Source organism: Kushneria sp. Sum13, assembly GCF_052692355.1.
The window spans coordinates 678,938-704,789 of sequence record NZ_CP199847.1; the positions used below are offsets into that span (position 1 = coordinate 678,938).

25 protein-coding genes and 1 pseudogene are annotated in these 25,852 nt (G+C 59.4%); 12 read left to right on the forward strand and 14 right to left on the reverse strand.

Annotated elements, in window-relative coordinates; genetic code table 11:
• Positions 1-191: 191 nt before the first annotated feature.
• On the forward strand, positions 192-1,145 hold the full coding sequence (gene accA / locus ACUN8C_RS03260) for an acetyl-CoA carboxylase carboxyl transferase subunit alpha (RefSeq protein ID WP_445621822.1): 954 nt from the start codon (positions 192-194) through the stop codon (positions 1,143-1,145).
• Positions 1,146-1,274: 129 nt separating this feature from the next.
• On the forward strand, positions 1,275-2,597 hold the full coding sequence (gene tilS, locus ACUN8C_RS03265) for a tRNA lysidine(34) synthetase TilS (RefSeq protein ID WP_445620876.1): 1,323 nt from the start codon (positions 1,275-1,277) through the stop codon (positions 2,595-2,597).
• On the opposite strand, the gene ACUN8C_RS03270 is transcribed toward tilS, so the two are convergent.
• A complete protein-coding gene (locus ACUN8C_RS03270) occupies positions 2,571-4,085 on the reverse strand; it encodes a Ppx/GppA phosphatase family protein (protein ID WP_445620877.1) in 1,515 nt (504 codons plus the stop codon). The genes tilS and ACUN8C_RS03270 overlap by 27 nt on opposite strands.
• Positions 4,086-4,252: 167 nt before the next feature.
• Between ACUN8C_RS03270 and ACUN8C_RS03275 the strand changes: the two genes are divergently transcribed.
• The 9 genes from ACUN8C_RS03275 to ACUN8C_RS03315 all read left to right on the forward strand — a co-directional run bounded on the left by ACUN8C_RS03275 (position 4,253) and on the right by ACUN8C_RS03315 (position 13,401).
• Positions 4,253-4,576: a thioredoxin family protein gene (locus tag ACUN8C_RS03275; protein WP_445620878.1), complete on the forward strand. Its 324-nt coding sequence runs from the start codon at positions 4,253-4,255 to the stop codon at positions 4,574-4,576.
• A gap of 415 nt (positions 4,577-4,991) precedes the next feature.
• A complete protein-coding gene (gene rho / locus ACUN8C_RS03280) occupies positions 4,992-6,251 on the forward strand; it encodes a transcription termination factor Rho (protein WP_108843014.1) in 1,260 nt (419 codons plus the stop codon).
• 100 nt (positions 6,252-6,351) lie between these two features.
• A complete protein-coding gene (gene ubiD, locus ACUN8C_RS03285) occupies positions 6,352-7,821 on the forward strand; it encodes a 4-hydroxy-3-polyprenylbenzoate decarboxylase (protein ID WP_108843015.1) in 1,470 nt (489 codons plus the stop codon).
• A gap of 67 nt (positions 7,822-7,888) precedes the next feature.
• Positions 7,889-8,626, forward strand: coding sequence for an FAD-binding oxidoreductase (locus ACUN8C_RS03290; RefSeq protein WP_445620879.1), 738 nt, complete (start codon positions 7,889-7,891; stop codon positions 8,624-8,626).
• Complete coding sequence (gene folM / locus ACUN8C_RS03295) at positions 8,623-9,336, forward strand: dihydromonapterin reductase (RefSeq protein WP_445620880.1); 714 nt, start codon at positions 8,623-8,625, stop codon at positions 9,334-9,336. Before ACUN8C_RS03290 ends, folM begins: the two co-directional genes overlap by 4 nt.
• Before the next feature lie 83 nt (positions 9,337-9,419).
• Positions 9,420-9,545, forward strand: a complete 126-nt coding sequence (locus ACUN8C_RS03300; RefSeq protein WP_445620881.1) for a hypothetical protein — start codon at positions 9,420-9,422, stop codon at positions 9,543-9,545.
• Positions 9,546-9,901: 356 nt separating this feature from the next.
• Positions 9,902-10,063 (forward strand): hypothetical protein, encoded by a 162-nt coding sequence (locus tag ACUN8C_RS03305; RefSeq protein WP_445620882.1) that lies wholly within the window; start codon positions 9,902-9,904, stop codon positions 10,061-10,063.
• Positions 10,047-11,141: a 3-deoxy-7-phosphoheptulonate synthase gene (locus tag ACUN8C_RS03310; RefSeq protein WP_445620883.1), complete on the forward strand. Its 1,095-nt coding sequence runs from the start codon at positions 10,047-10,049 to the stop codon at positions 11,139-11,141. The genes ACUN8C_RS03305 and ACUN8C_RS03310 overlap by 17 nt, the downstream gene beginning before the upstream one ends.
• 118 nt (positions 11,142-11,259) lie before the next feature.
• Positions 11,260-13,401: a PhoX family protein gene (locus tag ACUN8C_RS03315; protein ID WP_445620884.1), complete on the forward strand. Its 2,142-nt coding sequence runs from the start codon at positions 11,260-11,262 to the stop codon at positions 13,399-13,401.
• Positions 13,402-13,516: 115 nt separating this feature from the next.
• Here the strand turns inward: ACUN8C_RS03315 and ppk1 are convergent, their stop codons facing one another.
• Both ppk1 and ACUN8C_RS03325 read right to left on the reverse strand, forming a co-directional pair.
• Positions 13,517-15,712, reverse strand: coding sequence for a polyphosphate kinase 1 (ppk1, locus tag ACUN8C_RS03320; RefSeq protein ID WP_445620885.1), 2,196 nt, complete (start codon positions 15,710-15,712; stop codon positions 13,517-13,519).
• Positions 15,713-15,839: 127 nt separating this feature from the next.
• Positions 15,840-16,007: pseudogene (locus ACUN8C_RS03325) on the reverse strand (hypothetical protein); the annotation flags it as partial.
• Positions 16,008-16,394: 387 nt separating this feature from the next.
• On the opposite strand from ACUN8C_RS03325, the gene elbB reads away from it, so the two are divergent.
• Positions 16,395-17,063 (forward strand): isoprenoid biosynthesis glyoxalase ElbB, encoded by a 669-nt coding sequence (elbB, locus tag ACUN8C_RS03330; protein WP_445620886.1) that lies wholly within the window; start codon positions 16,395-16,397, stop codon positions 17,061-17,063.
• A gap of 15 nt (positions 17,064-17,078) precedes the next feature.
• Here elbB and tatC read toward each other — a convergent pair whose 3' ends face one another.
• From tatC to ACUN8C_RS03385, 11 genes are all read right to left on the reverse strand, one after another.
• On the reverse strand, positions 17,079-17,852 hold the full coding sequence (tatC, locus tag ACUN8C_RS03335; RefSeq protein ID WP_445620887.1) for a twin-arginine translocase subunit TatC: 774 nt from the start codon (positions 17,850-17,852) through the stop codon (positions 17,079-17,081).
• Positions 17,849-18,373, reverse strand: a complete 525-nt coding sequence (tatB, locus tag ACUN8C_RS03340; RefSeq protein ID WP_445620888.1) for a Sec-independent protein translocase protein TatB — start codon at positions 18,371-18,373, stop codon at positions 17,849-17,851. Before tatB ends, tatC begins: the two co-directional genes overlap by 4 nt.
• 6 nt (positions 18,374-18,379) lie before the next feature.
• Positions 18,380-18,634 carry a Sec-independent protein translocase subunit TatA gene (tatA, locus tag ACUN8C_RS03345; RefSeq protein WP_445620889.1) on the reverse strand — a complete coding sequence of 85 codons (255 nt, stop codon included), beginning with the start codon at positions 18,632-18,634 and terminating at the stop codon, positions 18,380-18,382.
• Between the two features lie 95 nt (positions 18,635-18,729).
• Positions 18,730-19,068 (reverse strand): phosphoribosyl-ATP diphosphatase, encoded by a 339-nt coding sequence (locus ACUN8C_RS03350; protein ID WP_445620890.1) that lies wholly within the window; start codon positions 19,066-19,068, stop codon positions 18,730-18,732.
• 96 nt (positions 19,069-19,164) lie between these two features.
• The gene (ubiB, locus tag ACUN8C_RS03355; protein WP_445620891.1) at positions 19,165-20,793 is read right to left on the reverse strand and encodes a ubiquinone biosynthesis regulatory protein kinase UbiB; all 1,629 of its coding nucleotides are present in this window, start codon (positions 20,791-20,793) and stop codon (positions 19,165-19,167) included.
• Positions 20,793-21,428, reverse strand: a complete 636-nt coding sequence (locus ACUN8C_RS03360) for a ubiquinone biosynthesis accessory factor UbiJ (protein ID WP_445620892.1) — start codon at positions 21,426-21,428, stop codon at positions 20,793-20,795. The genes ubiB and ACUN8C_RS03360 overlap by 1 nt, the downstream gene beginning before the upstream one ends.
• A gap of 129 nt (positions 21,429-21,557) precedes the next feature.
• The gene (gene ubiE, locus ACUN8C_RS03365) at positions 21,558-22,304 is read right to left on the reverse strand and encodes a bifunctional demethylmenaquinone methyltransferase/2-methoxy-6-polyprenyl-1,4-benzoquinol methylase UbiE (RefSeq protein ID WP_445620893.1); all 747 of its coding nucleotides are present in this window, start codon (positions 22,302-22,304) and stop codon (positions 21,558-21,560) included.
• A 168-nt stretch (positions 22,305-22,472) separates the two neighbouring features.
• The gene (locus tag ACUN8C_RS03370) at positions 22,473-22,865 is read right to left on the reverse strand and encodes a gamma-butyrobetaine hydroxylase-like domain-containing protein (RefSeq protein WP_445620894.1); all 393 of its coding nucleotides are present in this window, start codon (positions 22,863-22,865) and stop codon (positions 22,473-22,475) included.
• Between the two features lie 138 nt (positions 22,866-23,003).
• Positions 23,004-24,368 carry an ATP-dependent protease ATPase subunit HslU gene (gene hslU / locus ACUN8C_RS03375; protein WP_445620895.1) on the reverse strand — a complete coding sequence of 455 codons (1,365 nt, stop codon included), beginning with the start codon at positions 24,366-24,368 and terminating at the stop codon, positions 23,004-23,006.
• Between the two features lie 2 nt (positions 24,369-24,370).
• Positions 24,371-24,892: an ATP-dependent protease subunit HslV gene (gene hslV, locus ACUN8C_RS03380; RefSeq protein WP_445620896.1), complete on the reverse strand. Its 522-nt coding sequence runs from the start codon at positions 24,890-24,892 to the stop codon at positions 24,371-24,373.
• Between the two features lie 183 nt (positions 24,893-25,075).
• Positions 25,076-25,702: a bactofilin family protein gene (locus ACUN8C_RS03385; RefSeq protein ID WP_445620897.1), complete on the reverse strand. Its 627-nt coding sequence runs from the start codon at positions 25,700-25,702 to the stop codon at positions 25,076-25,078.
• Positions 25,703-25,852: the final 150 nt, after the last annotated feature.

Here is a 25,852-nt window from a genome sequence, read left to right on the forward strand (position 1 = left end):
AAACACCATGGGATGACATCACGGTACAATGGATGTTGTCTCAAGGTTGCACCCAACGCCCACAATGGGATAATGGCCCACCGATTCACCGACGCCGTGCGCTGCCTTTCTGTGCTGTGACGGTCCAGGCCGATACTGTCGTGCATGCCCTGCGCTGCTCGCGTTGATGAAAGAGCTCTGTGACGACCCCTATGAATCCGAATTATCTCGAGTTTGAACAGCCGATTGCCGAGCTGCAGGCCAAGATCGAAGAACTGCGACTGGTGGGCAACGACAGCAAGATCAACATCAGTGACGAGATTGCCAAGCTTGAGGACAAGAGCCGCAAGCTGACCGAGCAGATCTTTCGGGATCTGACCTCCTGGCAGGTTTCTCAGCTGTCTCGTCATCCCCAGCGTCCCTATACGCTGGATTATCTTGCTGAAATCTTTACCGAATTCGATGAGCTGCACGGCGATCGCAGCTTTTCCGATGATGCCGCCTTGATTGGCGGCGTGGCGCGTCTTGATGATCGCCCGGTCATGGTCATCGGTCATCAGAAGGGCCGCACGGTCAAGGACAAGGTGCGCCGCAACTTCGGCATGCCGCGTCCGGAAGGCTATCGCAAGGCCTGTCGCCTGATGGAAATGGCCGAGCGCTTTCACATGCCCATCCTGACCTTTATCGATACGCCCGGGGCCTATCCGGGTATCGATGCCGAGGAGCGTGGGCAGAGCGAAGCCATTGCCCGCAATCTGGCGGTCATGTCGCGCCTGAAAACGCCCATTATCTCGACGGTCATCGGCGAGGGCGGCTCCGGTGGTGCACTGGCGATCGGGGTGTGTGACTCGCTGGCCATGCTGCAGTTTTCCACCTATTCGGTCATTTCGCCGGAAGGCTGTGCCTCGATTTTGTGGAAAAGCGCTGATCGTGCCTCGGATGCCGCTCAGGCCATGGGCATCACGGCGACCCGGCTCAAGGAGCTGGGCTTTGTCGATACGCTGATCGAGGAGCCGCTGGGTGGCGCGCATCGAAACATGTCCGAAATGGGACGCCGCCTCAAGAGCTCTCTTCTGCATCAGCTGGACGTGCTGCAGGCCATGGACACCCAGTCCCTGCTGGAGCGTCGTTATGAGCGCCTGATGAGCTACGGTGCCCTCGACTGATCGATATGCTGGTCGATAGTGAATGCACAACGGGAAGGCTCTGCCTTCCCGTTTTTAATGGTTAAAACCTTCCCGGGTATCAGTGTCCGCGTAGCCTGCCCGTCACGTTTGAACATGGAGTGCCCCGCCATGAGCCTGTCACTGGAGGCGCGCATTGAAAAGGCCATGGCGGCGCTGCATGCGCGCGCGGCGACGTCCACGCTCTGGGTGGCATTATCGGGCGGGCGTGACAGTACCTGTCTTTTGCTGCTGGCCGCGCGCGCGGCCAGGCGCTACCCCGGTCTGACCCTGCGGGCCGTTCATGTTCATCATGGGCTGCAACCGGCGGCCGATGTCTTCGTTGGTACGGCGCAGCGCGCCTGCGACCAGCTGGGCGTGGTGCTCCATGTCGAATGGGTAACCCCTGAATCGCGTGACGGGCTGGAAGCCGATGCCCGCCACGCGCGTTACGCCGTATTCGAAGCGCTGCTCTCACCCGGCGATACCCTGTGGATGGCCCATCATCAGGAGGATCAGGCTGAAACGCTGCTGTATCGCCTGATGCGCGGCAGCGGCGTGCGCGGACTCGCCGGCATGCCGATGCATCGAACGTTGGGTTCGGGTCGCCTTGAGCGGCCGCTGCTGGCGGCAAGCCGTGAAGATATCGATGCCTGTCTGGCCGATGAGGCCATTGCCTGGTGCGATGACCCCACCAACAGTGACGACCTTCAGGATCGCAACTATCTGCGCCACCATGTCATGGCGCCTCTGGCGAAACGCTGGCCGGCGGCGGCCGCGCAGATGGCGCGCAGTGCTGATCATCTGCGTGAGGCGGATGAACTCCTGCAGGCGCTGGCAGATATGGATCTGGCGGCGCTGGGCAATACGCCCGATCGTCTGCCGCGAGCGCTGCTGTGCCACCTTGGCCGCCCAAGACAGCGACTGGTTATCGATGTGGCGCTACGACAGCTGGGGCTGGCATTGCCGCCCCGCGGTCGGCTGGAAACCCTGCTGGATCAGCTGGCCTGTGCCGGCCCGGATCGTCAGGTGTGTGTTGTCTGGCCCGGTGGTCAGGCGCGGCTCTGGCGTGAAACGCTTTTTCTACTGTCTGAAAGCGAACAAGGCGGCTCTGATGATTCGTGGTCACTCAAGTGGGACGGCACCACACCGATTAGCACGCCGCTGGGCATTGTCCGGGAGCAAATGCAGCCGCTGGCAGGCGGGTATCCCGCGCTGATACTGACACCCCGCGTCGGCGGAGAGAAACTCCGGTTGCATGGGCGGCGACGCCCGCTCAAAAAGCTGTTGCAGGAGCATGCCATCCCGCCATGGCAGCGTAACCGCATCATGGTCGTGTGGCATGACGAGACGCCGGCAGGCGTGCTGGGGCCTCTAAACCTGGCCGCCGATGGCTGGCGTCTGACAGGGCACGCTGGCCCTGATGGCTCAGGGCGTATTGATCGAAAGCGGTAGCCCCGCCCGCTGCTGCCACTGCTGTTCCAATGCCAGATCCTGACGTAGCAGCTCAGGCACTGGTTCCGGAAAGGTCAGCACCAGACCTTGCTCCTCCGTATGCAACGCCGGTTGCCAGTCACTGGACGGATCACGCGCGCGACAGAGCACCACGGCCAGTCGCAGCAGGCGGGCCAGATGTACGAGCACGTCTGAAGGCAGCGCCGCACGATGCTCCGGCGGGGGGTCGGGAAGCTGGCGACGATGCGCCTGAACCAGCCAGGCCAGCGCCAGCTGATCGGGCAGTGAAAAGCCTGCCATGTCGCTGTGGGCGAGCAGATAACTGCCGTGCTGATGGTAGCGGTTATGCGCCACGCCCAAGCCAATTTCATGAACCATGGCGGCCTGTTCAAGCAGCTGGCGGGACGTCTCGTCCAGCCCCCGCGACACTTCAGGCTGATCAAACAGCCTCAGGGCAGTTGCGCTCACATACTCGGCATGTTGAACATCGACCTGATACTGGCGCTGCATGTCGCTCAGAGTGGTATGACGCACGTCATGACGAGTATCACGCGAAAGCAGATCCAGCAATACGCCATCGCGCAGCGCACCATTGGTGTGCTGCATGTGCTCCAGATTCAGTGCCTTGAAGATCGCGCTTAAAATGGCAACGCCAGCCGGGAAGACCCGAGCGCGATTGCTCTTGAGTCCGGCCATGCTGACATGGTCAAGATGGCCCAGGTCGATCAGCTTCTGACGCAGCTCTGCAAGTCCTTCGCGGGTGATCTCGCCCTTTTTGAGATGCGGCTGCATCGCTCTGAGCGTGGCCGCCGCGGCCTTGATGGTGCCGGAAGTACCAATGGCACGCTGCCAGCCCAGCCGGCGATAGTGCGCGGTAATGTTGGCCAGTTCCAGCAGGGCAGCCTGCTCGGCGCTGTGCATGGTGGCCTCGGTGATGTCGCCGCTTTCAAAAAAGCGCCGCGTGTAGGCCACGCAGCCCATTTCCAGGCTTTCCAGCGCCAGTGGTCGGGTACCGGTACCCACGATCAGCTCTGTTGAGCCGCCGCCGATATCGGCGACCAGACAATGGCTGGTGTCTTCCTGCCAGGCGGTCGAGGCCCCCTGATAAATCAGGCGGGCTTCTTCACGGCCTGAAATGGTTTCGATGCGCTGGCCCAGGCACTGTTCGGCGCGTATCACGAAGTCGATGCTGTTGGCGGCCGTGCGCAGAGCATTGGTGCCGACCACCCTTAGCCGATCGACCCGATGTTCATCGATGATGGTACCAAACGATTCCAGGCACTTCAGCGCGCGCGCCATGACGTTTTCATCAAGCTGACCATGGTCATCAAGTCCAGCGGCGAGCTGTACCTTTTTGCTGCACTTTTCCAGTTCGGTAAAGTGGCCGTTATCTGCCTCCACGATCAAGAGGTGGAAGCTGTTGGACCCCAGGTCTACCGCCGCCAGGCGAAGAGGGCCGGAAGAGGGTATTGTCTGAACATGCGTCATGAGCCGATTCCATGGCGTTGCTGACCTGGCAGCCTTCGCGCATCAGGCCCCTTCGGTCAGGTAATGGTTCGCCAAAGAGTGATGTCAGGCTGATATCATGTCAATTGCTTAAACGAACCGCCCGCCCTGGCGGGGCAAGTGAGGAGACGACGTCAATGGGGAAGGGCATGAGTATCATCACGGATCTGGATGAGCAGCGTTTCGAGCAGGAGGTGGCCGACAGGCATGAGCCGGCACTGGTGATGCTGAAGGCTGATTGGTGCCGCCCCTGTCGTACGCTGATGCCGACGCTTGAGGAAGTCGCTCAGCACTACGCCGATCGGGTGAAGGTCTATCGTGTCGACATCAACGCCTCGCCGGCGCTGGCAGGGCGTCTGGGGGCCAGAGGCGTGCCGACGCTGTGTCTTTTTATCGATGGCGCGCTTGAAACCACCCGAGTCGGGGCCCTTTCACGAGCGCAGCTGCACCAGCTTATTGATGAGCATCTTTGAATAAGGCCCGGGGCCGGGCGATTCGGGCCGGCGATCGCCGAGCAATAAAAGGGCTTGCGTCGACGATCAGCGTTGTCTAACATCGGTGCGTTCGCCTGATTTCAGCTGCTCGCCAGCCGCCGAGCGAGCCAACAGGGTCGTATTGCTTTTCTCCCAGTCTGCCACGCCATTTCTCAAGCAGACGAACTGACCCTGATGCTATCGGTGCTGAACTCGGGTTTTACCATCATGTTACTTCTTTCCTTCGAACGAGGCGCTTTTCGGGTTCATCTCCACAGCCTGGTTTTTAATAGCCATCAGGTGTCGAGACCCCGCGGGCTCTGACGACAAATCAGGCGGTATTCAAGATACCGTTTCCTGTCCCGGCCGCATCTCTTACAGCCATGCTGACTAAAGCGATTTCCGAATCAAGCCGATGAATCTAACCGAACTCAAGCAAAAAACTGTTCCCGAGCTGTTGGAAGTTGCCCAGGAAATGGGCATCGACAATCTGGCTCGTTCGCGCAAGCAGGACATCATCTTCGCCATCCTCAAAAAGCACGCCAAAAGCGGTGAGGACATTTACGGCGATGGCGTACTCGAAATCCTTCAGGATGGCTTTGGTTTCCTGCGCAGTGCTGACTCTTCCTATCTGGCCGGACCCGATGACATCTATGTCTCGCCGTCCCAGATCCGTCGCTTCAATCTTCGCAAGGGCGACTCGATCGCCGGCAAGATTCGTCCGCCCAAGGAAGGGGAGCGTTACTTTGCCCTGCTCAAGGTCAATCAGATCAATTTTGACCGTCCCGAGAACGCCAAGCACAAGATCCTGTTTGAAAACCTGACGCCGCTGTTCCCCCAGGAGCGTCTGGTCATGGAGATCGGCAACGGCTCCACGGAAGACATTACCTCTCGCGTCATCGACCTGACCTCGCCGATCGGCAAGGGCCAGCGTGGTCTGATCGTCTCGCCGCCCAAGGCGGGCAAGACGATGATGCTGCAAAACATCGCCAACTCGATTACCCGCAACAATCCCGAGTGTCACATGATTGTGCTGTTGATCGATGAGCGTCCGGAAGAGGTCACCGAGATGTCGCGTACCGTACGCGGCGAAGTCGTGGCTTCTACCTTCGATGAGCCGCCGGCCCGCCATGTGCAGGTGGCCGAGATGGTCATCGAGAAGGCCAAGCGTCTGGTCGAGCACAAAAAGGATGTGGTCATCCTTCTGGACTCCATTACTCGTCTGGCCCGCGCCTATAACACCGTGGTGCCAAGCTCCGGCAAGGTTCTGACCGGTGGTGTGGATGCTCACGCCCTTGAAAAGCCCAAGCGCTTTTTCGGTGCCGCTCGTAACATCGAGGAAGGCGGCAGTCTGACGATTCTGGCGACCGCGCTGGTGGATACCGGCTCCAAGATGGATGAAGTCATCTTCGAGGAGTTCAAGGGGACCGGTAACATGGAAGCGCATCTGGACCGCAAGCTGGCCGAGAAGCGTGTCTACCCGGCGCTCAACATTCGCCGCTCCGGCACCCGTCGTGAAGACCTGATCGCCTCCGAGGATGAAATGCAGCGCATGTGGATTCTGCGCAAGCTGCTCAACCCGATGGAAGATATTGCGGCGACCGAGTTTCTGATCGACCGCCTGAAGGATACCAAGACCAATCTGGAATTCTTCGAGGCCATGAAGCGCCGCTAAAGCGCTTGTCAGGTGTCACGGGCGTGCCAGGGGTACGCCTGCATGGAAGGGGCAGCATGCTATGCTGCCCCTTTGCTTTATTACGGGAGCAGGACCGGGCATGAAGTATCGCGATCTGCGGGAGTTTATCCAGGGGCTTGAACGGATGGGGGAGCTCAAGCGTGTCACCGCCGAGGTAGATCCCTATCTGGAAATGACCGAGATATGTGATCGCGTCCTGCGCGATGAAGGGCCTGCTCTGTTGTTTGAAAACGTGCGCGGCAGCACGATGCCGGTGCTGGCCAATCTGTTTGGTACGCCGCGTCGGGTGGCGCTGGGGATGGGGCAGGACAGCGTCGAGGCACTGCGCGAGGTCGGCGAACTGCTGGCCTTTTTGAAGGAGCCCGAGCCGCCGAAGGGCTTTCGCGATGCCTGGCAGAAGGTGCCGATCTTCAAGCAGGTCATGAGCATGGGGCCGCGGCATGTCAAAAAGGCGCCGTGTCAGGAAGTCGTGCTGGAAGGCGATGACGTGGACCTTGATATCATTCCCATTCAGCACTGCTGGCCGGGCGATGCCGCACCGCTGGTGACCTGGCCTCTGGTCATCACCAAGGGGCCGCACAAGGAACGTCAGAATCTGGGGATTTATCGTCAGCAGAAGCTTTCGAAAAATCGCCTGATCATGCGCTGGCTGTCCCACCGTGGCGGGGCGCTTGATTTTCGCGACTGGCAGCAGACCCATCCGGGAAAGCCCTTTCCCGTGGCGGTAGCGCTGGGCGCTGACCCTGCCACCATCCTGGGAGCGGTCACTCCTGTGCCTGATTCGCTGTCCGAATACGCCTTTGCCGGGCTTTTGCGCGGCTCCAAAACCGAGCTGGTCAAGTGTCATCACTTTGACCTCAGCGTGCCGGCCAGTGCCGAGATCGTCCTGGAAGGCTACATCTATCCTGATGATATGGCGCCAGAAGGCCCTTTTGGCGATCACACCGGCTATTACAACGAAGTTGATACCTTTCCGGTTTTTACCGTCGAGCGCATCACGCATCGGCGCGATCCCATCTATCATTCCACTTATACCGGCCGTCCGCCGGATGAGCCGGCCGTGCTGGGTGTGGCGCTCAATGAGGTCTTCGTCCCCATTCTGCGCCGCCAGTTCCCTGAAATCGTGGACTTCTATCTACCGCCCGAAGGATGTTCGTATCGCCTTGCCGTGGTATCGATGAAAAAGCAGTATCCAGGGCACGCCAAGCGCGTAATGATGGGGGTATGGAGCTTTTTGCGTCAGTTCATGTACACCAAGTTCGTGATCGTGGTGGATGATGACGTCAATACCCGCGACTGGAAGGATGTGATCTGGGCCATCACGACGCGGATGGACCCGGCGCGCGACACGGTCATGGTCGAGAATACGCCGATCGACTATCTCGACTTTGCCTCACCGGTCAGCGGCCTGGGCTCCAAGATGGGGCTGGATGCGACCTCCAAATGGCCCGGCGAGACCCAGCGGGAATGGGGCACGCCAATTGTCATGAGCGATGAAATCAAGGCTCGGGTCGACGAGCGCTGGGACACGTACGGCATCAATACCTGAGCGGTTAACGCCTCGGGAGTCACTGACACAATGCACTGCTGCATTTCTATCGATTGAAGGAAGCACCATGTCTGCCAGGACGCTGACCTGTAGGGTCGAGACCATGGAAACGCTATCGGCCGATGTTTATCGGCTGTTTCTGCGTGGCGACCCGCAACAGATTCTCTTTGCCCCGGGCCAGTATCTGTCGCTGGTCGTGCAGGGTAATCATCTGCCGTTTTCGATTGCCAATGCGCCCAACGGCGACGGCATTCTGGAGCTGCACGTCCAGTATATCGCCGAAAGTGACAACGCTCGCGCGCTGTTTGAACAGCTCCACGTAGGCGCCGATATCGAGGTGTCGCTGGCCGGTGGGGAATCCGTGCTGGAACTTGATGATCCGCGCCCGCTATTGCTGATCGCTGCCGGCACCGGGTTTGCGCAGATGAAATCCATCATCGAGGCCTCGCTGGCCCTGCATCCCGAGCGCCCCATCCATCTGTGGTGGGCGGCGCGTGCGCGCAGCGAGCTTTACATGGAATGGCAGGCGCGCCACTGGGCTGAACACAACGAGCACTTCAGCTTTACGCCGGTAGTGGAACTGCCCGGAGAAGAGGACTTTGATGGCGTGGTCGAGCGCATCGATAACGCCCTGCATGATCGGGTCCAGCGCGCTGATGAGGCCAGCATCTTTATCGCCGGCTCTCCCGGCATGGTCTACGCCGTGGTGGATACGCTGGCCCGGATCGAGCCCATGGCCAAACGGATCTTTTCCGATGTCTTCAGCTATGCGCCCAGAGTAAAAGGGCAGGACGCGGCGTCATGAGTCAGGCGCCCATACTGATCACCGGCGGCGGTCAGCGACTGGGCCGCTACTGTGCCGAACGTCTTCATGATGATGGGCATCCAATCATCATTACCTACCGGCGTGAACGACCGGCCATCGAGGCACTAAGAGCCCGGGGCATCGTGGCCCTTTATGCCGACTTCTCGAGCGAGTCAGCCATTCTGGATTTTATTGCCCGGCTAAAGGCGCAGACGCCGGCGCTGCGGGCCATCATCCATAATGCCTCGCACTGGCAGTGCGATGAGAACAGTGCCGCCTGCGGCGAGGATTTCGCCCTGATGTTTCAGGTGCACATGCAGGCGCCCTACCTCATCAATCTGCATGCTCATGAGCTTTTGATGGCCTGCCCCGAGCCCATGCGCGACATCATCCATATCACCGACTACAGCGCCGCTCACGGCTCGCAACGGCATATGGCCTATGCGGCCACCAAGGCTGGTCTTGAGAATCTGACCCTGTCGATGGCAGGGCGCTTTGCCCCCGACATCAAGGTCAACGCCATCGCACCGGCCGGCATCATGCTCAATGCCAGCGACAGTGATGATTATGTGGCCCATCTCAACGCTAAGTCAGCGCTGCCGGCAGTGCCCGGGCCTGGGGTGATCTGGCAGGGCGTGCGCTATCTGCTCGATAGTGCTTTCGTCACAGGGGCCACATTGCCTGTTGACGGCGGGCGTCATGTGAAGTGAACTGACAGTGGCGAACAATTCGCCAGACAACAACCACGATGTTCAAGACAATGTTGTTCCAACAACCGTGACAGGTGGCCATCATGACATCGCCGTCGACGTTACTGAAGGATCGTGCATTGCTGGTCGGTATGGTGGCCGGCGTAGTGGTGTTATCGCTGGCAGCGGCATTGCCGGCGCTGTTTATCTGGAGGGAGTTTCTCATCTGAGGCGTTTCTCATCCCGGGAAGTCATGCTAGTCTCGGATGATGCATCATGAGGGCAGGTGTCCCATGATGTGGTATTAAAACTTTTGATCAGGATAACGTTGCATGTTGCATTTCGTGCTCAATGACACTCTGACTCTGCTGGCCCAAAAGTCAACAGCAGCGTTGTCGTGTGTTTTGAGCACGGTCGGTTATCCAGTGGGCTATTGGTTTAGAGACAGGCACGCCTGAACATCAGGGCGTGCCGGTATCCACCGTGCTGCCCACCCCTTTAAAACCCCGGTCGGCAGCACGCCACCGGGGTTTTTTGTTTTTCGCATCACGGCAAATGATCCGACAGACATCACAGGGAGCGCTACATGAGCATGACTTATCACCACTATCCGACGTTTGACTGGCGATTTAACCACACGCTGGCGGCGACTCGAGTGCCGACCGCCGGCGTGCTGATACAGGGCGCTCCACGCTTACCCTCATTACGCTGTCAAAGGATAGAAAAACGCCATGAACGCCTTGCTTGATACAGTTGAAACTGCCTGTCCCGTAGCTGTCGATCAGAGTGGTCATGCCGGGGCCTCCACCATGGCCCAGCCGTTGCCGACGCCCGGCGCCCTCAAGGAAGCCATTGCGCTTCAGCCCGCTTTAAAGGAACAGATTGCCGGTCATCGCCAGGCGATCCGCAATATCCTGAACGGGCAGGATTCACGCATGCTGGTTGTGATGGGCCCCTGTTCCATTCATGACCGCGACAGCGCACTGGACTATGCCCGGCGTCTGAAAGACCTTGCCGAGGAAGTAGCGGACAGCATGGTGCTGGTCATGCGGGTTTACGTGGAGAAGCCGCGTACGACCGTGGGCTGGAAGGGACTGGCGTATGATCCGCATCTTGATGGCAGCGACAACATGGCCGAAGGGCTTGCCAGCACGCGCCGACTCATGCGCGACATTACCGCACTGGGACTGCCGATTGCCTGCGAACTTCTCCAGCCCATGCTGAGCACCTACATGGATGATCTCATCAGCTGGGCGGCGGTGGGGGCGCGTACTACCGAGTCGCAGATCCACCGTGAAATGGTCAGTGCGCTGCCCATGCCCACGGGGTTCAAAAACGGCACCGACGGTGGCATTCAAGTCGCCATCGATGCCATGGGCGCCAGCCGCCATGGGCATCGTTATCCGGGATTCGACGACAGCGGCTGTCCGGCGCTTTTGCATTCCAGCGGCAATCCCGATACCCACCTGGTGCTGCGGGGTGGCCATCACGGCCCCAACTTTGACGCTCAAAGTGTTGAAAGGGCCAGCAGTGCCCTGCGCGCGGCAGGTGTTTCAACTGCCATCATGGTGGATTGCTCTCACGCCAACAGCGACAAGGACCCCGCGCGTCAGCCACTGGTGCTTGATGAGGTCATTGGCCAGCGTCTCAATGGCGCTTCCTCTCTGGTCGGTGTGATGCTTGAAAGTCATCTCGAAACGGGCAAGCAGGCGCTGGGGGGCCCGCTGCGCTATGGCGTCTCCATTACCGATGGTTGTCTGGGCTGGGTGGACACCGAGCACCACCTGCGTCGTGCGGCGCAGCGTCTGGCCATCCGCCATACCTGAAGCACTAAAGATATGGCCCGGGGTCGAGCGATCGCCACCCCGGGCCATGAGGCTGTCAAAAACCTGTCATGATATCGTCGTAATCTCGGCTCATCGATCAAGACCCGAGAGCGATGACATGAGCCAGGAAATTGAAAATCACGACAATCACAACGATAGCGGTAATCGTCCTTTCTCATCCGTAATGACGCGCTATCTATCGCGTCGTCGCATGCTGCAGGGGAGTCTGGGGCTTGCCGCTGCCACACTGTTTACCGACTTTGGCCTGAGTGCTGCCATTCGCCAGGCCAGCGCCAATCCCTCGAGTCGCCGACTTGTATTGGGTTTCGAGTCGCTGCCCGGCAGCATGACGGATGCTATCGTGGTGCCTGAAGGCTATACCGCTCAGGTTCTGGTCCCCTGGGGGACGTCACTGGAGGGCGGCAATGCCGGCTGGCAGCAGAATCTTCATATGACTCCTGCCTTTCAGGCACGTGCCATGGGCATGCATCACGACGGCATGTACCACTTTCCGCTTGATACACAGCATGCCTCACGCGATTTTCTGCTGGCCATCAATCATGAATATATCGATCAAACGGCCCTCTGGGCGCCGCAGGATGGCCCAACCAACGGTGATGAGGGCGCACGGCCAGCGGATGAAGTGCGCACCGAGATCAATGCACATGGCGTGGCCGTGGTCCGTCTAAGACGTGACGATCAGGGCCACTGGGCGCCAGTGGCCGGTGATGCCCACAACCGACGCATTACCTCGGCCACACCCATGGAACTGTCCGGGCCCGTGCGCGGTACGCCCTGGGTCGTCACTGCCTGGTCACCCGACGGCACACGCGTTCGCGGCACCAATAACAACTGTGCCTGCGGCCATACTCCCTGGGGCACCTATCTGACCTGTGAAGAAAACTGGCCCGAGGTGTTCACCGCTCAGGGAGAGCTGACGCCTGATCAGGCACGTCTGGGTATCAACGGCGAGCGTGGCCGCTATGGCTGGGAAAGTGCTGATGATGGTGAGCAGGGTGAGTTCAGTCGTTTTGACAATACCCCGCGCGGCGACGACCCCGCGAAGGACTACCGCAATGAGGCCCGCGGCTTTGGCTATATCGTCGAGATTGATCCCTACGATGCCGGTAGCGCCATTTACAAGCGCACGGCGCTGGGGCGCTTTCGTCACGAGGGCTGCTGGCCCGGTCGCGTCGTCGAAGGCATGCCGCTGACCTTTTATACCGGACACGACAGCCGCAACGAATACATCTACAAGTTCGTGACACGAAAGCACTGGCAGCAAAGTGACGCCAACCGCCCCGGTGAAGCCTATGACCGCCAGGCCATCGGTGCCCGCTATCTGGATGAGGGGACACTGTATGTCGCCCGTTTTGATGCTGATGGGACTGGTGAGTGGTTGCCTCTGAGCGTGGACGCCATCATCCCGCGGGGAGAACACAAGGGGCGTCGGCTGGGAGAGCTGTTCGAGGATCAGGCCGGCATCATTATCAATACCTGCGACGCCGCCGACCTGATGGGCGCCACACCCATGGACCGCCCCGAGTGGGGAACGGTCGATCCGCATTCGGGCATGGTGTACATGACGCTGACCAATAACTCAAAACGCACCGAAGAGGACAGTGAGGCGAGCTTTACCGGTGAGGGTGATGCGCTTGCCATGGGCAGCGGCTACGCCACGGCGCCGGTCAATGCTGCCAATCCGCGCGCAGACAATACTTATGGCCATATCATTCGCTGGCAGGAGAGCAGTGATGACCCGACCCGTATGCGCTGGGAGCCCTTCGTCTTTGGGGGCAGCGCCAGTGATGCTGACAGCAATCTGTCCGGTCTGACCGACGTCAACGCCTTTGCAAGTCCCGACGGTCTCTGGTTTGACGACCGTGACAACGGCGAAGGGATCCTGTGGATCGAAACCGACAATGGGCTGGACAAGGGTCGTGAGAACGCGGTGGCCGAAATGACCAACGATCAGGTGCTCGCCGTCGTGCCCGGTGCAATGACAGGCGATGGCCAGCCTGCCATCAACGCGCAAAACCAGGCACAGCTCAAGCGTTTCGCCATTGGACCCAACGAAGCCGAAGTCACCGGCATTTTTGCAACGCCTGATCGAACGGCGCTGTTTATCAATATTCAGCACCCGGTCAACTGGCCGGCCGCCAATACCGAGGATGCCACACAGGCAGCGCAGGGCCAGGTTCGTCCGCGGTCATCGACGGTCGTCATTCAAAAACGCGATGGGGGCAGAATTGGCGTTTAACATTCTGACACCTGTTCTGGCAGTGCATCAGCATCAGTCAGCAAAATAATCGCTCGGGCCGCCTCATGCGGCTCGAGCGTATTTCATGGGGCTGAAAGTCACGGAAAGGGCTCTGTCAGGGCCGCGCGGCATAGGCATACAGCAGGGTTTCCTGCGCACTGATGGCGGCTTCATCCTTGCCCGGACAGCGCTTTTCATAATGCCCGTCTGACTGAAGCGTCCAGCTCTGGCAGTTGTCCAGCATATAGGTATCAAGATCCTTTCTGACCCGCTGGGCGATCTTGCGATCCAGCAGGGGAAAGCAGGTCTCTACCCGGTGGAACATGTTGCGCTCCATGAAATCGGCGCTGGAACACCAGGTTTCCGACTTGCCAGCGTTGTGAAAATGAAAGACGCGGGTATGTTCCAGAAAGCGGCCCACCACCGAGCGCACCGTAATGTTGTCCGAGATGCCTGGAACCCCCGGGCGCAGACAGCAGGTGCCCCGGATGATCAGCTGGCAGATGACACCGCCCTGAGACGCCCGGTAGAGCGCCTGGATCAGTTTTGGCTCGGTCAGGGAGTTGCACTTGATGGTCAGCATCGCCTTGCGGCCCTTGCGCGCGTGTGCGGTTTCACGGTCGATCAGCTCCACCAGTCGACGGTGCAGCGTAAAGGGCGCGTGCAGGAGGTGTTCGGTGTGGCGCGGCTCGCCCATTCCGGAGAGCTGCTGAAACACGTGATGGACATCCTCGCAAAGCGTTTCGCGCGCCGTCAGAAGGCTGTAATCGGTATAGAGCTTTGCCGTCTTTGAATGGTAATTGCCGGTGCCCATGTGGGCGTAATGGCGAATCTGACCGGCTTCGCGACGCACGATATGCAGCATCTTGGCGTGGGTCTTGTAGGCCATGACGCCATAGATCACGTTGGCGCCGGCCTCCTGAAGCCGGGAGGCCAGTGCGATGTTGTCGGCCTCATCAAAGCGGGCGCGCAGCTCGATCACCACCGTGACTTCCTTGCCACTTCTTGCGGCATCAACCAGGGCGCTGACCACGCCTGATTCAAAGCCGGTACGATAAAGTGTCTGCTTGATGGCCAGAACGCTCGGATCTCGAGCGGCCTCGGCCAGCCAGTTTTCGATGACGCCAAACGATTCCCAGGGGTGTAAAAGCAGGATGTCCTGTCGACTGATCATGTCGAACAGGCTTTCATCCTTGCGAAGGGCTTTCGGCAGGCCAGGCACGAAAGGGGTGTAGCGCAGGTCCGCGCGCTCGCTGTCGCCAATCATGGCCATCAGCCGGCTCAGGTTGACCGGCCCATCGACCAGATAGAGATCCTCCTGTCCCAGCTTGAACTGCTTGAGTAAAAAGTCACTCAGATGCGCCGGGCAGTTATTGGCAACTTCAAGACGCACGCCGTCTCCGTAGCGTCGGGCCAGCAGCTCGCTTTTAAGCGCCGAGGCCAGATCCGAGACGTCCTCGGTGTCCATGGCAAGGTCAGCATTGCGCGTCAGACGAAACTGATAGCAGCCACGCACGACCATGCCGGGGAAAAGCTGCTCGGCATGGGCATGAATCATTGAGGAGAGAAAGACATACTCCTGGCATCCTTCGCGCTCAAGCTCTTTGGGAAGTCTGATCAGTCGGGGCAGTGAGCGGGGCGCCGGAATGATGGCCATGCCGCCTTCACGTCCAAAAGCGTCCCGGCCTTCCAGTTCGACGATGAAATTAAGGCTTTTATTGACCAGTCGCGGGAAGGGGTGGGACGGGTCCAGCCCGATCGGGCTGACCACCGGCATGATTTCGTCGTCGAAATAGGTGCTGACCCACTCCTTTTGCGCCTTGTTCCAGCTGTTACGACGCAGGAAGTGGATGCCGCGCTCGGCCAGTGCCGGGATCAGACGGGTATTGAGAATATGGTACTGACGCTCGACCTGTTCATGAGCGGTGCTCACGATCTCCTGGAAGATGCTGGAGCTTGAGTGACCGTCCATACCAACGTCTTCGTTGCCATAGGCAATGCGTCTTTTGAGACCTGCCACGCGAATCTCGAAAAACTCATCCAGATTGGAGGAGAAAATCAGCAGGAACTTGAGTCGCTCGAGCAGCGGATGAGTGTCATCAAGCGCCTGCTCCAGCACGCGTATGTGAAACCTCAGCGTGGACAGTTCACGGTTGAAATAAAGCCCGGCATCGTCCAGATCGCGCAGGGCATTGGCGGCTGCCCGGGCGCGAATACCGGCGTGTGTGTGATTGATCCTCAGCGTGGAGGCAGGGTCATTCTCGAGTGACGCGGTCGTTTCAGAAGCCGGGGTAGTGGGTAGTGATGACATCGAGAACTCTCCGGAAAATGACATGCGCCACCAAAAAAAGGCAGCGCATCCATCAGTGTGAGAAACTCTCATGACCCTTTGATGACAGTCATAACGTCCTGAGAGCCTTTGCGGCCTGCCTTGCACATCAGGTAACCATGCCATCGGCCCCGGCGCTCGCCTGGTAGACGAAAGTCGGGACACGCAGCTCCTGCCTGACGCGATACAGTACATCCAGACAGAACATGCCCGTTGTAATCATGAGGGCATCGGCGCCTCCACTGATATCCACAGCGCCTTCATGCCGCACTTCAGGACTATGGGCCGGGTGCCTTCAGAAGATGACATTGATCAGCCCCCTGATTTCCAGAATCTTTCGGATGGCTTTAATCCCGGCATCCATACTGTATAAAAACGAGCAGTATCAGATCATCCACGGTCAGCGTGCTTTTCCGCGCATCATGCGGTGCGAGAAACCATCATGGTGCATGCGATACAGGCAGGTGGCAGGACATTTGCGTGAGACGATGGCAGACACCAGCGCACTTCTGAAACATAAAAGTGACACAACCAACATAACCATAATAGCTGGCCTGTGCGGCAGCGGTGACGACGATCGTCGCATTCGACAGGCCGGTATAAGCGCCTGTCACCACTATCTGCCCGGGAAGGCGGATGTCATGAATCTCATGGGAGCAGCAGCATGAAAAAGCGTGTAGCAGTCGTGATTTCCGGATGCGGATGGCTGGATGGTACCGATGTGCAGGAGTTGACGATGGTGCTTCTGCGCCTGGATCAACTCGGGCTTGAGTGGAGCTGCTTTGCGCCGGACGTGGCGCAGCATCACGTAATAGACCACACCAGTGGCGAGCCCATGAACAGTGAGGGCCGCCATGCCATGGTGGAGTCATGTCGCATGGTGCATGAGCGCATTTATCCGCTGGAAAAGCTTCAGGCGGGAGAGTTTGGCGCGATCATCATCCCCGGTGGGCATGGTGCCATCAATCAATTGAGCGACTTTGCCGTCAGCGGGTCCTCCATGCAGGTACTTGAACAGCTGGTCGGCCAGCTTCACGAGTTTCATGACGCCCACAAGCCCATCGCGCTGATCGGCATGGCAGCATTGCTGGTGCCCCGACTCTTTGAGCAGGCCATTCCGGTCACGCTGGGTCAGAGCGCTGCGCTGTCCGGCACCATCAGCGCCATGGGCGGATTGCACAAGAGTGCCGGCGTCGGCGAGATCGTGGTGGATATCGAGCACCGAGTGCTTACCACGCCCGGCTGGCTCATGGGCAAACGACCCTCGGACGTGGCTCAGGGGCTTTTCAAGCTCGTGGATCGCGTGAATACGCTTATGGAGCAGCCGCGCTGACGCGCGGCTTGTCACTCAGCTATGGGTGTCATTCATTTCGACATCGTCACGACCGCCACGCGGACGTCGAATCAGACGGGCGAAAAGAATGCCGACCTCGAACAGCAGCCACATGGGGCCGGCCAGCAGGGTCTGTGAGATGACATCGGGCGGGGTGAGCACCATGCCCACAATAAAACAGCCAATGACCACATAAGGGCGCTTGGCCGACAACGCCTGTACCGTGGTCGCCCCGGTCAATACCAGCAGGAAGGTGGCCACCGGAATTTCAAACGCCAGCCCGAAGGCCAGAAACAGTTTGAGCACGAAGGAGAGGTAGGCGTTGATGTCGGTCATGATCTGCACATCCGCCGGGCCTGCCGTGGTGAAAAACTGGAACAGCAGCGGAAACACGACGTAGTAGGCAAAGGCGGCACCGCCATAAAACAGCAGGACGCTTGATCCCAGTATGGGCAGGGCGAGCTTTTTTTCGTGCGCGTAAAGGCCCGGTGCAATAAAGGCCCAGGCCTGGTAGAGCACGAAGGGAACGGCCAGAAACAGCGACACGATCAACGTCAGTTTGAAAGGTGCCAGAAAGGGCGAGGTGACTTCAGTGGCAATCATCTGCGAGCCGGGCGGCAGAAGGGCCATGAGCGGCTCGGCCACAAAGGTATAGATCTGGTTGGAAAAGGCGTAAAGCGATGCAAACGCGACCACGACGACGATCATGGCGCGCAAGAGTCGTGAACGCAGCTCAATAAGATGATCGATCAGCGGTGTGTGCGACTGATTATCGTCCTGTGGGCTCATCGATCCTGTTTATCCCTGTCATGGCTGTCCGACACCGATGGCTGCCCGGAGGACGGGGTGTCGGAGGTTGTCTGCTCGCTGGCGGCTGCTTCGGCAGCCGATGGTGGGGCGGTCGATGGATTGGCAGTATTGGCGTGACGATCCGACAGGGCCTCGGCGCTTGATGTCTCGCCGTGCTGCTTTGGCGATTCACTCTGCCGGTTGGCAGGACGATCATCGGAAAGCGCCCTGTCCGACAGCTTTCGACTGCTGGCCGAGGGATCATCGCCCAGACTTTCGATATCATTTCGTGCCTTTTTCAGACCCTGGTCAAAGCGGTCCTGCTGGCTTTTCATCTTGCGCTGCAGCTCCTCGGCCTCGAGCTGCGAGGTGATTTCCTGCTGAACGCTGGACACCGTGCGCTTGATCTTTCCCAGCCATAAACCGGCCGTGCGGGCTGCCGTGGGCAGACGCTCGGGGCCCAGCACCACCAGCGCAATGGCACCGACCACGATCAGCTCGGGAAAACTGATATCGAACATGAAGGATTATTTCCGGGTGTCTTCTTTGTCACGCGTGTCCACATGGCTATCGATGGTCTCGTTGCCCGGGGTCTCGTCATGCTTGACGCGCTGATGAGGCTTGTTGGCTGTCTCATCGTCATCATCTTTGACGGCATGCTTGAAACCCTTGATGGCGCCGCCCAGATCACCGCCCAGGTTGCGAAGCTTTTTCGTGCCGAAAATCAGGATAATGATGCCCAGAACGATCAGAAGCTGCCAGATACTGATGCCACCCAACATGGCGTTTCTCCATTGTGTCCGACCGGACACGTTCATTGGTTGATTCGGTGCTGCGCCCATCATTGTAATGATAGGACAGATAAAAGAGGGAAATGTTACCCCTCGGTCCGTGACGCTTTTTCGGTCAGTCCTGAAATGCCCTGACGGCGTGCCAGCTCTTCCAGCACGCTGCGATGATCAAGTCCCAGATGCGACAGCATGACCAGCGAATGAAACCACAGATCGGCCGTCTCGCCGATCAGCGCCTGGCGGGCGTTGTCATCGCCCTGCTCGGCGTCACGGGCGGCAAGAATCGTTTCGACGGCTTCTTCGCCGACCTTTTCCAGAATCTTGTTAAGACCGCGCTGGTGCAGGCCGGCGACGTAGGAAGTATCAGCGTCGCCGTGGCGCCGACTGGCCAGGCTCTGGTCGAGCTGATCGAGAATAGTGCTCATGGAAATGGGTTCCTGATGTGTCATGCCAGGGCGTGTTCAGGACGATGGGAGCTTATATCATCACCGTCCGCAATCTGTCGATGTTCTCTGCGGTGCTCAGCGCCAGATGACCAGCGCCAGCCCGATACCGGCTGCGGCCAGAATGCTCCAGTGCTGCTGCAGCGCCCACTGGGAGATGGGCTGCCAGGCCAGGGCGCCTGCGATCAGTACCAGGCCGATCCTGATCCGCCGCGCGCCCTTGCGTACACCCGAAAAGGAATTCTGCAGGGTGACAAGGGCGGCGGTCTGCTGCTCGCGGTGCTTGCGCTCGTTTTCGACCTGGGAAAGGGCCTGGTGTGCCAGTACCGGCAGCTGTGGTATGCGCTGGGCAAGGTCCGGCGCCTGCCGCTTGAGCTCTTCCCAGAACCCCTTGGGGCCGGCCCGCTCGTGCATCCAGCGCTCCAGAAAGGGCTTGGCGGTATGCCACAGATCAAGCTCGGGATACAGCGAGCGTCCCAGCCCTTCAATGTTGAGCAGGGTTTTCTGCAAAAGGACCAGCTGTGGCTGCACTTCCATGTGAAAGCGCTGGGCCGTTTGAAAAAGCCCCATCAGCACCTGGCCAAAGGAGATGTCCTTGAGCGGCTTTTCCAGAATGGGCTCACACACCGAGCGGATGGCGGCAGCAAACTCGTTGGCGCGGGTATGCTCACCGACCCAGCCGGACTCGATATGGAGCATGGCCACTTCGTAATAGTCCTGGCGGAAAAACGCGATGATGTTACGCGCCAGATAGTCCTGGTCTTCCCGGGTCAGACTGCCCACGATCCCGCAGTCGATGGCGATATAGCTCGGATCGCTGGGGTTGCTGATGTCCAAAAAGATATTGCCCGGGTGCATGTCGGCATGAAAGAAATTGTCGCGAAACACCTGGGTAAAAAAGATTTCAACGCCGCGCTCGGCCAGAAGTCGCATGTCGACGCCCTGGGCTTCCAGTGCCTCGGTATCGGCCACCGGAACACCGTTGACACGCTCCTGGGTCATGACGCGCTTGCGCGTCTGCGGCCAGTAGATGGTCGGCACGTGCAGCAGCGGAGAGTGCTGAAAGTTGCGCTTGAGCTGGGAGGTGTTGGCGGCCTCCTTTTGCAGATCAAGCTCATCAAAAAGCGTGGACTCATAGTCCTTGACCACTTCCACGGGGCGCAGGCGCCGGGCTTCGGGCCATATTTTCAAAAGCACTTTGGCAAAGGTATACAACAGCGCAATGTCATTGCGCATGACACGGTCGATGCCGGGCCGGATGACCTTGATCACCACCTCTTCGCCGGTATGAAGCCGCGCGGCATGGACCTGGGCAATGGAGGCCGACGCCATCGAGTCGGCTTCAAAGTGAGCAAACAGTTCCCCGACCGGGGCGCCCAGTTCCTCTTCGATGATGTGGCGAGCCGTATCGCTGGGGAAGGGCGGCACCTGATCCTGCAGCCGCTTGAGCTCCACGGCGATGTCCGGCGGCATCAGGTCGCGTCGGGTCGAGAGCATCTGCCCGAACTTGATGAAAATGGGACCCAGATCCTCGAGCGCCAATCGCAGGCGCTCGCCACGCGTCTTGTCACCCTTCGGGAACAGCCGAATGGGGGCAATGGCCATGACAAAACGGGCGTAGCCCGGCAGGCGTTCAGTCGGAATCAGACTGTCGAGCCGATAACGGGTCACTACCCAGGCAATACGGATCAGGCGCCATAGCGTCATCAAGAGTGATGCCCTCGCAGACGACGGTTGAGACGTTCCAGCCGGGCTTCCAGCCGGTCGGTCGCAATTTCGAGTTCGGTCAGGTGTTCACGGGCGACATCAAAGCGGGCACGACCAGCAAGCCATTGGCCCTCTTCCAGGATGTACTCGCGCAGATCCTGTTCAAGACTTTTGGAAGAGTACACGCCGAAATGTCCCAGACGTCGCAGACCGGTCGCCAGACTATGCGCCGGGGCCTCGCCAAACCATTCGGCGAAGGCGCCTTCCCAGTTGATATCGAGATCCATCAACAGCTCGCGCGCCTGCATCAAAAGGCCAAGCTGGCCGCGTACCACCAGCCGGTGGCTGGTCATGAGCGACTGTATCGGCATGCCGCCCAGCAGGGCACCCAGCGTATCGGCATCGATTTCGATGGTGGTGTCGGCATCCCGGTCCTCGCCATCGGGCAGTGAGGCAAGCGTCAGACCATGAATGTGAAAGATCACCAGCACTTCAATCCGCGGGGATTCAAGTCTCAGCAAAAGGCGTTGCCCGGCCATGGCGGCCAGACGGGACGGGGCTGCCGGGTCGCGCGCCAGCAGACGGTTTACCGTTTTCTCGACGCCGGCCAGCAATACGGGGGTTATAAAGGACATCAGCGGAATTGCCCTTGAGGTATGCAATGACGAAAAGTCATGAGGTACGCGTATGTCATGCCATTAACCCTGTCGGGAAAGCGGCCCGGCGGATGCTGCCGAACAAGGGACACCATCCGCACGGGACGTTCAGAACTTGATACCGCGGTGCAGTGCGACAACACCGCCGGTCATGTTGGTGTACTCGACGCGTTCGAGCCCTGCATTTTCCATCATCGCCTTGAGCGTCGGCTGATCGGGGTGCATGCGAATCGATTCGGCCAGATAGCGGTAGGATTCGGCATCGTTGGCCACCCACTTGCCGATCCGCGGCAGGATATGAAAGGAGTACTGATCATAGACCTTCTCGAAAACCGCATTGACGGGCTTTGAGAATTCCAGAATCAGCAGCCGTCCGCCCGGTTTGAGCACGCGCGTCATGGACGCCAGCGCTGCATCCTTGTCGGTGACGTTGCGAAGGCCAAAGGCAATGGTAATGCAGTCAAAGGTGTTGTCAGGGAAGGGCAGGGCCTGAGCATCGGCCTGCACGATCTCGACCTGAGCACCGATACCGCGATCCATCAGCCGGTCACGTCCGACCTGCAGCATGGAAGCGTTGATGTCCGCCAGGACCACCCGGCCGGTCGGGCCAACACGCTCCACGAACCTGGCGGTCAGGTCGCCGGTGCCGCCGGCAATATCGAGTACGGCATGGCCGCGGCGGACACCCGAGCGCTCCAGCGCCACGCGCTTCCAGAAGCGATGCACGCCCATCGACATCAGATCGTTCATGACGTCATAGCGGCGTGCCACGCTATCAAAGACCTGCTCGACGCGGCCGGCCTTTTCCTCGACAGGGACTTCCTCATAGCCGAAGTGCGTTGTCTGCTTGTCCATGGCGTTCCCCTGTCAGCGTTTGCAAATCATGTGTTCTGGTGTCGTCAGTGGCGCTACCTGCCCTGCGGGCATGCGTGCGTCGTCTATCCGGTCGGGAGGGTCGCGCCTGTCGAAAGCCATTGTAGCTTTCAGGAGATCATTTGTCCTGACGCCCATCAGGCGCTTTGTTCAATGACGCTGCAGCGGTATGCCCAGAGGCTCGCGTGAGGCATTGGCCTTTTTGAGCTCGTGAAGATAGTCGTCCCACCACAGTTCGCGGTTTTCGATCATCTCCCAGAGATAGGCGTAGGTATAGAGGCCGCTGTCATGGCCATCATCAAAGTGCAGCTTGAGGGCATAGTTGCCCACGGGCGTAATGTTTTTAAGCCCGACGTATTTCATCCCGGTCTGCAATACCGCCTGTTCCGGGCTATGGCCTCGTACTTCAGCCGAGGGCGAATACACCCTGAGCATTTCGGCACCGAGGCGAAAGCTTTGCGATTCACCGTTGATGTCATAGGTCAGCGCCAGTTCGCGACTGCGCTGATGATAGTGAACGCCTGTTGGCATGGGGGCACTCATGGGACGTCTCCATGATGTTGAAAAGCACTCAATGACGCCACGCCCTCGAACGGGACCGGCATTCATTTAAACAAAAGCGGGCGGTCCATGAACGGACCGCCCCCAGGATACGCCTTTGGCGTTAAACGATAAAGACGCTTAGAGGATGTAGCGTGACAGGTCCTCATCGCGCGCCAGGGCACCCAGTCGTTCATCGACATAGGCGCCATCGATGACCAGCGGCCCCTGCATGTCGCTGCCCTCAAAGAGCGCCTCTTCCAGCAGACGTTCCATGACCGTGTGCAGACGACGTGCGCCGATGTTTTCGGTGCCTTCGTTGACCTGCCAGGCGATCTGCGCGATGCGCTCGATGCCATCATCGGTAAATTCAACGTCAAGACCTTCGGTCTTCATCAGCGCTTCGTACTGACGCGTCAGCGAGGCCGACGGCTCGGTCAGAATGCGCTTGAACTCGTCAGGTGACAGGGCGGAGAGCTCCACGCGGATCGGCAGACGTCCCTGAAGCTCCGGAATCAGATCCGAGGGCTTGGAGAGATGGAAGGCGCCCGAGGCGATAAAGAGGATGTGATCGGTATGCACCATGCCGTGCTTGGTGGACACCGTCGAGCCCTCGATCAGCGGCAGCAGGTCGCGCTGTACGCCCTCGCGGGAGACGTCGCCGCCGCTGCCGGATTCGGCACGCTTGGCGACCTTGTCGATCTCGTCCAGAAACACGATGCCGTTTTGCTCGACGGCCTCGATGGCGCGAGCTTTCAGGTCTTCATCGCTGACCAGTTTGGAAGCTTCCTCGTCACGGACCAGCTTGAGCGCTTCCTTGACGGTGATGCGACGCGTTTCCTTGTTCTGCTTGCCCATGCTGGAGAACATGCTCGACAGCTGGCTGGCCATGTCTTCCATGCCGGGAGGGGCCTGAAAGTCCATGCCCTGACCGGCCGGCGACAGTTCGATGTCGATTTCCTTGTCATCGAGCTTGCCTTCGCGCAGCTGCTTGCGGAAGGTCTGACGCGTGGCGCTGTCACGGCTCTTGCCGCTGTCGTACTCGCTGCCGCGGGCCGGCGGCAGCAGGGCATCCAGAATGCGCTCTTCAGCGGCATCATCGGCCTTGTGACCGACCTGAGACTTGGCCTGTTCGCGCACCAGCTTGATGGCCGCTTCCACCAGATCACGAATGATGGATTCCACATCGCGGCCGACGTAGCCGACCTCGGTGAACTTGGTGGCCTCGATCTTGATGAACGGCGCGTTGGCAAGTTTTGCCAGGCGGCGGGCGATTTCGGTCTTGCCCACGCCGGTCGGGCCGATCATCAGGATGTTCTTGGGCGTGACCTCCGGGCGCAGCGCGTCGTCGAGCTGCATGCGGCGCCAGCGGTTGCGCAGGGCGATGGCCACGGCGCGCTTGGCGTCGGCCTGGCCGATGATGTATTGATCCAGCGCGTGAACGATCTCGCGCGGGGTCATGTGTTGGCTGTTGGCGTTTTCAGAGGGCATGGAAGTCTCAGTCATGATCAGTCCAGTGATTCGAGCGTCACGTTGTGGTTGGTGTACACACAGATGTCTGCCGCAATCGCGAGGCTCTTTTCAGTGATTTCACGCGCTGACAGGTCGGTATTTTGTACCAGCGCCCGTGCGGCGGCGTTGGCATACTGACCGCCCGAACCGATGGTGATGATGCCGTGCTCGGGTTCCAGCACATCGCCGGTGCCCGTAATGATGAGCGAGGCGTTGCGGTCGGCCACGGCCAGCATCGCCTCGAGCTTGCGCAGCGCACGGTCGGTGCGCCACTCCTTGGCCAGTTCCACGGCCGCCTTGGTCAGATGCCCCTGATACTTCTCGAGCTGGGCTTCAAAGCGTTCAAACAGGGTAAAGGCATCTGCGGTACCGCCGGCAAAGCCGGCCAGCACCTGGCCTCGATAAAAACGGCGAACCTTGCTGGCATTCCCCTTCATGACCGTATTGCCCAGCGACACCTGTCCGTCGCCAGCCAGGGCGACCTGTTCGCCGCGGCGAACCGAAACAATCGTGGTCATCGGCGCTACTCCAATGCGTTGGTGACATGCACCTGGTGACTTGAACGCAAACAGCGCCCGAGGGCGCGTGAAGTCGTCTGCGTTTTGAAAACTTTCCCTTGAAGTGCGGGCTTTTGTTGGCCAAATCAAGCCATGACGGGGATGAAATTGTCAGGTGGGGCTTTCGGGGGGAGAAAATGATACTTATGGCATAGTGCCGATATGACATCTGCCGTTGAGCTGAACGCCTTCGTCGCATGCCAGTCGTGCAGCATTGAGCTGTCCACTGAAACTTGCTCCCCAGTGAAAGGGGGCACATTCGCTGGTGACGATATCACCACACAGTGTGCCGGAAGCGATCAGGCGTTGTGATTTTACTGACGGTCCGATGCGCCCGGCGGCCAGAAGCGTCACGCAGTGATGTTTGGCATGAATATCGCCTTCCACTCGTCCCGCCACGATCAGGGGTTCGTCAGCTTCGATGCGGCCGCGAACATGCAGGGTTGCGCCGATGAGGCTGCACCCATGGTCACTTCTCTGACGTGATGGTGCCGGCGTCGATTCAGGAGGGGGCGACACGGCTTCTGACATGACCGGGTTGCGTGCGGTGTTCACCAAGGTCGTGCGTGCGTGCGTCTCTTTTTGCGCCCGGGCCTCTTCGCCATCATGGACCTTGACAAGACCAGCAGATTGGCCGCCAGCACCATGATCTCGATGCGCTCGGCGCAGGCCGTCAATCACAATCATCACCCCGGCGACCGTGGCCAGCAGTATTAACCAGTTTACCGTTCCCATAATGTCTCCTTGAAAAGGGCGTCGTGCCACGGTCATAAGACAGGAACCCTGACCCTATGGCCTTCGCCCCGGCATGTCGGCCGTTACACTCGAGTCTCCAGAAAAGGCAGTTCGGGTAGAGGGTGAGCAGTACCACTGGCAGACAGGGCCATACGCTGGGTGTCATGATAAGTATTAATACCAATG

Excerpts from the sequence above, each read along its gene's own strand:
- hslV (WP_445620896.1), bottom strand. The coding sequence starts at position 24,892 with ATGACCACGATTGTTTCGGTTCGCCGCGGCGAACAGGTCGCCCTGGCT.
- tatC (WP_445620887.1), bottom strand. The coding sequence starts at position 17,852 with ATGAGCCCACAGGACGATAATCAGTCGCACACACCGCTGATCGATCAT.
- accA (WP_445621822.1), top strand. The coding sequence starts at position 192 with ATGAATCCGAATTATCTCGAGTTTGAACAGCCGATTGCCGAGCTGCAG.
- ppk1 (WP_445620885.1), bottom strand. The coding sequence starts at position 15,712 with ATGTCATCACTACCCACTACCCCGGCTTCTGAAACGACCGCGTCACTC.
- ACUN8C_RS03310 (WP_445620883.1), top strand. The coding sequence starts at position 10,047 with ATGAACGCCTTGCTTGATACAGTTGAAACTGCCTGTCCCGTAGCTGTC.
- ubiE (WP_445620893.1), bottom strand. The coding sequence starts at position 22,304 with ATGGACAAGCAGACAACGCACTTCGGCTATGAGGAAGTCCCTGTCGAG.
- ACUN8C_RS03385 (WP_445620897.1), bottom strand. The coding sequence starts at position 25,702 with ATGACCGTGGCACGACGCCCTTTTCAAGGAGACATTATGGGAACGGTA.
- tatB (WP_445620888.1), bottom strand. The coding sequence starts at position 18,373 with ATGTTCGATATCAGTTTTCCCGAGCTGATCGTGGTCGGTGCCATTGCG.
- ACUN8C_RS03315 (WP_445620884.1), top strand. The coding sequence starts at position 11,260 with ATGAGCCAGGAAATTGAAAATCACGACAATCACAACGATAGCGGTAAT.
- folM (WP_445620880.1), top strand. The coding sequence starts at position 8,623 with ATGAGTCAGGCGCCCATACTGATCACCGGCGGCGGTCAGCGACTGGGC.
- hslU (WP_445620895.1), bottom strand. The coding sequence starts at position 24,368 with ATGACTGAGACTTCCATGCCCTCTGAAAACGCCAACAGCCAACACATG.
- tatA (WP_445620889.1), bottom strand. The coding sequence starts at position 18,634 with ATGTTGGGTGGCATCAGTATCTGGCAGCTTCTGATCGTTCTGGGCATC.
- ACUN8C_RS03300 (WP_445620881.1), top strand. The coding sequence starts at position 9,420 with ATGACATCGCCGTCGACGTTACTGAAGGATCGTGCATTGCTGGTCGGT.
- ACUN8C_RS03360 (WP_445620892.1), bottom strand. The coding sequence starts at position 21,428 with ATGTCCTTTATAACCCCCGTATTGCTGGCCGGCGTCGAGAAAACGGTA.
- ACUN8C_RS03275 (WP_445620878.1), top strand. The coding sequence starts at position 4,253 with ATGAGTATCATCACGGATCTGGATGAGCAGCGTTTCGAGCAGGAGGTG.
- ACUN8C_RS03350 (WP_445620890.1), bottom strand. The coding sequence starts at position 19,068 with ATGAGCACTATTCTCGATCAGCTCGACCAGAGCCTGGCCAGTCGGCGC.
- elbB (WP_445620886.1), top strand. The coding sequence starts at position 16,395 with ATGAAAAAGCGTGTAGCAGTCGTGATTTCCGGATGCGGATGGCTGGAT.
- ACUN8C_RS03270 (WP_445620877.1), bottom strand. The coding sequence starts at position 4,085 with ATGACGCATGTTCAGACAATACCCTCTTCCGGCCCTCTTCGCCTGGCG.
- ACUN8C_RS03305 (WP_445620882.1), top strand. The coding sequence starts at position 9,902 with ATGAGCATGACTTATCACCACTATCCGACGTTTGACTGGCGATTTAAC.
- tilS (WP_445620876.1), top strand. The coding sequence starts at position 1,275 with ATGAGCCTGTCACTGGAGGCGCGCATTGAAAAGGCCATGGCGGCGCTG.
- ACUN8C_RS03290 (WP_445620879.1), top strand. The coding sequence starts at position 7,889 with ATGTCTGCCAGGACGCTGACCTGTAGGGTCGAGACCATGGAAACGCTA.
- ubiD (WP_108843015.1), top strand. The coding sequence starts at position 6,352 with ATGAAGTATCGCGATCTGCGGGAGTTTATCCAGGGGCTTGAACGGATG.
- ubiB (WP_445620891.1), bottom strand. The coding sequence starts at position 20,793 with ATGACGCTATGGCGCCTGATCCGTATTGCCTGGGTAGTGACCCGTTAT.
- rho (WP_108843014.1), top strand. The coding sequence starts at position 4,992 with ATGAATCTAACCGAACTCAAGCAAAAAACTGTTCCCGAGCTGTTGGAA.
- ACUN8C_RS03370 (WP_445620894.1), bottom strand. The coding sequence starts at position 22,865 with ATGAGTGCCCCCATGCCAACAGGCGTTCACTATCATCAGCGCAGTCGC.